The following is a 4,379-nucleotide window of genomic DNA, read 5'->3' as shown; positions in this document are numbered from 1 at the left end:
TTTTGTATTTGATACACTATATCAGGCCAAAATATTCCTTATCAGTTTTCTGCTCGGCGCGCAGGAGATATTGCCAGCTGCTATGCCAGCGCTGATAAAGCCAAAAATTTGCTAGGTTGGGAGGCGACACTATCTATCACTGAGATGTGTCAAGATACGTGGCGTTGGCAAAGTATTAACCCGAATGGCTATCATAGCGCTTAACATTGATTAGGCATGTTTCTTATTTCACACTCTTAAATACAGTCTAAAAATTATGAAAAAAATCACTCACGCTGTTATTCCTGTCGCAGGCTTTGGTACGCGTATGCTGCCGTTATCGAAATCGGTGCCAAAAGAGCTGCTACCACTTGGTAATCGCCCTGCTATTCACTATGTCGTTGAAGAAGCCATTGCGGCTGGTATCAAACATATCGTTTTGGTCGGTCATGCACAAAAAAGCGCCATTGAAAACTACTTCGATATCAATGCTGAGCTGGATAATCAATTGCGTGCTAAAGGTAAAGACGCGTTAGCCGATAGCTTAAACTGGTTACCCGAGGATGTAACGGTGTCTATGATACGCCAAGGCAAACCGCTAGGGTTGGGGCACGCGGTATTGGCGGCGCGTCCAATCATCGGTGAGCATGATTTTGCGGTACTACTGCCGGATGTGGTGCTCGATCCATTTACTACCGATATGACGACTGATAATTTGGCGTTTATGATTGAAGCCTTTGCTAAAGACACGCATTCGCAAATATTGGTCAATAACGTAGCAGATGAAGATGTGCATAAATACGGTATTGCCCAATTAGACGAAACCTTTGATCAAGCGCATGAAATCGAGCAGGCTGATAAAAACGCGAGCTTTAAGGTCGCCGGTTTTGTCGAAAAGCCCAACTTAGCGGATGCCCCTTCAAAATTGGCCGTCGTCGGACGTTATGTATTTAGCAACCATATTTTTGATTATCTGGCCAATACTAGAGCGTCGGTTGGTGGCGAGATTCAACTGACTGATGCTATCGACGCCTTGATTAGCAAATATGGCGTTAATGTGACGACCATGCGCGGCGATAGTTATGACGCAGGCGATATGCGCTCGTATATGCAAGCGTTTATCTATTTTGCCGAGCAGCAGTTAATGGATGATAAATAGCCAATGGATGAGATCAATAAGAAAGGCTATAAAAGTGCTCGCCATTCTCAGTATTGGCAGCATTTAGCCAAGTTAGCAGAGCAACCATGGGCGCTTGCCCCATTGTTCGCGCAGGATCATGAGCGGACGTCTCGTTTTAGCACACAAGCAGGCGCGCTATATATGGATTATAGCAAGCAGTGTATTGATGAGGCTGTCTTAAGCAATTTACTTGGCTTAGCGCAGAGCTGTGATTTATCTACTCGTATCAAAGCCTTGTTACAAGGTGCAATGGTCAATACCAGTGAAGAGCGAGCAGCGCTGCATACGGCGCTACGCTTGCCCGCTAGCGCACAGCTGCAAGTTGGCACGCAAAATGTCGCCGCTGATGTACATGACAGCTTGGCGCAGGTAGAAAGATTGTCAGAGCGGGTACGCAGTGGCACATGGCGCGGGTTTTCCGGTAAAGCAATCACTGATGTGGTTAATATTGGCGTTGGCGGCTCAGATTTAGGGCCGCTCATGGCGACCACCGCGCTTGATGAATGGGCAGATACCGCTATTGAGGTGCATTTTGTCTCTAACATGGATGGCACACAGCTTGATAATTTGCTCAAGCACCTAAATCCTGAAACCACTTTATTTATCATCTCCTCCAAATCTTTTGGCACCGTTGACACGTTATCAAATGCCAAGACAGCACTGTCATGGTTACTCGCTACGGCAAAGCTACGGGCTGGCACGGAAGAAAGCGTCTTGCGCCGTCATTTTATCGGCGTATCGGCCAATTGTGAAAAAATGTCTGCATGGGGCATTCATCCTGAGCATCAATTGCAGCTGTGGGAATGGGTTGGCGGCCGTTTTTCTTTATGGTCGGCGATTGGACTTGCTATCGCCATTCGTATTGGCATGAATGGCTTTAAAGAGCTGCTAGCCGGCGCACATAATATGGATGAGCATTTCGCCCAAGCAGACTTTTCTGAGAATTTGCCAGTATTATTAGGTTTGCTCGCCGTTTGGAACAGTACCTTTTTACAAGTCAATGCGCATACCGTGCTGCCATATGATGGACGTTTGGAGTATTTGCCAAGCTATTTGACCCAGCTTGAGATGGAAAGTAATGGCAAATCGGTGACGCAGCATGGCGAGCGTCTTGATTATGATACGTGTCCAATTTTGTGGGGTGAGATTGGCTCCAATGCGCAGCATGCCTTTTATCAGCTCTTGCATCAAGGGACGCAGCAGGTCTCTTGTGACTTTATTGCGTGCGTACGCCGTTATAGTGATGATGCGACAAATGAATCTCTACAGCAGCAGCATGAATTGTCTTTGGCAAACTGTTTGGCGCAAAGTCGGGTCTTAGCTTTTGGTAATGCTGCTATTGCTGATAAGGATATTGAAGCGGCCTCTGATGCCGATAAATACAAATATTACCGTGGTAATCAGCCGTCAACCACGCTCCTTATTGATGAGCTGACCCCGCATAGTTTGGGGGAGCTGATAGCGCTTTATGAGCACAAGGTTTATGTTATGGCCAGTATTTGGGACATCAATCCGTTTGATCAGTGGGGCGTTGAGATGGGCAAGAAAATGGCAGAGTCGGTGCATACCGCAATGCAGCAAGGCGGCGATGCGCAATTTGATACCTCTACCAATCAGCTATTGCAGCATATTAAACTGTTGTCTTAATGGCTAGTGGCTAGTGGCTAGTGGCATCAGGCGACTGGCTTATCCACTTATCCACGCTGCTAACTTTGCAATATAAAAGGTAATCTTATGAGCGCTGCCGCTATAAATAAACAACAGACAGATAATGACCAATCCGCACCACATTCATTTAACCAAGCCGCTAAAAACACCAGCGTTTGCGTCCTCGTCGGTCACAGTATCGAGGCCATTACCAGTGCTGTGGTACTGGCAAGTCTCGGTCATACGGTGCATCTTTATACTGATAAAGAGGTCTTGACGCAGCAATTACAACAATATGGTTTTGAGCATCATTTGCAAGCGCTATGGCAGATGTACGTGCAGCAGCAACAGATTGTCAGCTATGCTTTGCCCACTACTGCCAGTAAGCTGCTAGAGCACTATGAAACGGCGGATGATAATAATGAGAGGAAACAAGCTGCGCTGTATTGGTTATTTTTAGACAGTATCCGTCCAGTATGGCAAGCAGACAGCTGGATTACCGCCTTTAATCACAGTCATCAGCAAACCTTACCGCTTATTATGAGTGGCATAAAACAGCTAGGCGCGGTTGCTGCACTGTCCAAGCAGTTGCAGCGCGCTTGGGTCTATTATATGCCGTTTGTATTCTTAAAAGATGGCGATGCGTACAGCTCAATGCTAAATCCATCATTGTTATTGCTTGGTGAAAAAACGCCAAATAGCCGCCATCATTTAACAATGCTACAGCCTTTAATGCAGCAGGCACGCGCGTTTCATCAAGCAGATATTGCTACTATAGAGTTTGCCCGTAGTAGTATCATGGCGATGCTTGCCACAAGGGTGAGCTTTATGAATGAGATGTCGCGCTTGGCTGATAGTCAACAGGTCGATATCCAGCAAGTTAGTCACATTATGGGACTCGATGAGCGCGTGGGCAGTAGCTACTTGCAAGCGGGCTGGGGCTTTGGTGGCAATACACTACCGACAGAGTTGGTTAAGCTGCAGCAGTCCAGTGCAGAAAAAAGCTTAGCTATGCCGTTACTACAAGCAGTTATTGATATTAACGAAGACCAAAAAGAGCTGATATTTCGTAAGTTTTGGCAGTATTTTGATGGCTTTATCGACCATAAAACCGTCATGATTTGGGGCGGCAGTTATAAAGCGGGCTCGGGACGAACAGCAGAGTCGGCGATTCATCCGTTGTTAGCGCTACTGTGGTCTTATAATATCCGCACGCTGGTGTATAGTGATAAAGCCCAAACCGAGCTTGCCGAGCTCTATCGACAGCAGCCGTTACTCGAATTGATTGCCAGTCCGTACCAGCAGCTTAATGAAGCGCAGGCCATTTTTATTATCAGCTGGTTGCCGGAAAACAGACTAGATGTTGCTAGACTTAATGAGCAGGCGCTGCCGATATTCGATGCGCGCAATGCGCTGCCGCGAATGCAGGTTGATGATTTAGTCGGCGCTTATATAGGGATTGGCCGCGCAAAACAAAGGTTTTGATCAAGTGTTAAAGTAATACCAAACCCAAAATATATAGTATAATCCACTTATGACAATACCAACCCATAACCTAGAAGAGCATGACTTT

At 46.4% G+C, this 4,379-nt stretch carries 3 protein-coding genes and 1 pseudogene; all 4 read left to right on the top strand.

What is annotated here, in order from left to right:
• Positions 1–21: 21 nt before the first annotated feature.
• Positions 22–204: pseudogene (locus B2866_RS05890) on the top strand (UDP-glucose 4-epimerase GalE); the annotation flags it as partial.
• 52 nt (positions 205–256) lie between these two features.
• Positions 257–1,138 (top strand): UTP--glucose-1-phosphate uridylyltransferase, encoded by an 882-nt coding sequence (locus tag B2866_RS05885; RefSeq protein ID WP_296191540.1) that lies wholly within the window; start codon positions 257–259, stop codon positions 1,136–1,138.
• 3 nt (positions 1,139–1,141) lie between these two features.
• Entirely contained in the window at positions 1,142–2,806 is a 1,665-nt protein-coding gene (gene pgi, locus B2866_RS05880; RefSeq protein ID WP_296191537.1) for a glucose-6-phosphate isomerase, read from the top strand.
• An 87-nt stretch (positions 2,807–2,893) separates the two neighbouring features.
• Entirely contained in the window at positions 2,894–4,291 is a 1,398-nt protein-coding gene (locus B2866_RS05875) for a UDP-glucose/GDP-mannose dehydrogenase family protein (protein ID WP_296191535.1), read from the top strand.
• Positions 4,292–4,379 lie beyond the last annotated feature (88 nt).

The organism is Psychrobacter sp. UBA3483, assembly GCF_002377905.1.
Classification (GTDB): Bacteria; Pseudomonadota; Gammaproteobacteria; order Pseudomonadales; family Moraxellaceae; genus Psychrobacter.
The sequence above is the reverse complement of the archived record's forward strand: the minus strand, read 5'-3'. Positions and strand labels throughout refer to the sequence as shown.

Bases quoted from the DNA above. Each gene is read 5' to 3' on its own strand.
- B2866_RS05875 (WP_296191535.1), top strand. From the start codon at position 2,894: ATGAGCGCTGCCGCTATAAATAAACAACAGACAGATAATGACCAATCC.
- pgi (WP_296191537.1), top strand. From the start codon at position 1,142: ATGGATGAGATCAATAAGAAAGGCTATAAAAGTGCTCGCCATTCTCAG.
- B2866_RS05885 (WP_296191540.1), top strand. From the start codon at position 257: ATGAAAAAAATCACTCACGCTGTTATTCCTGTCGCAGGCTTTGGTACG.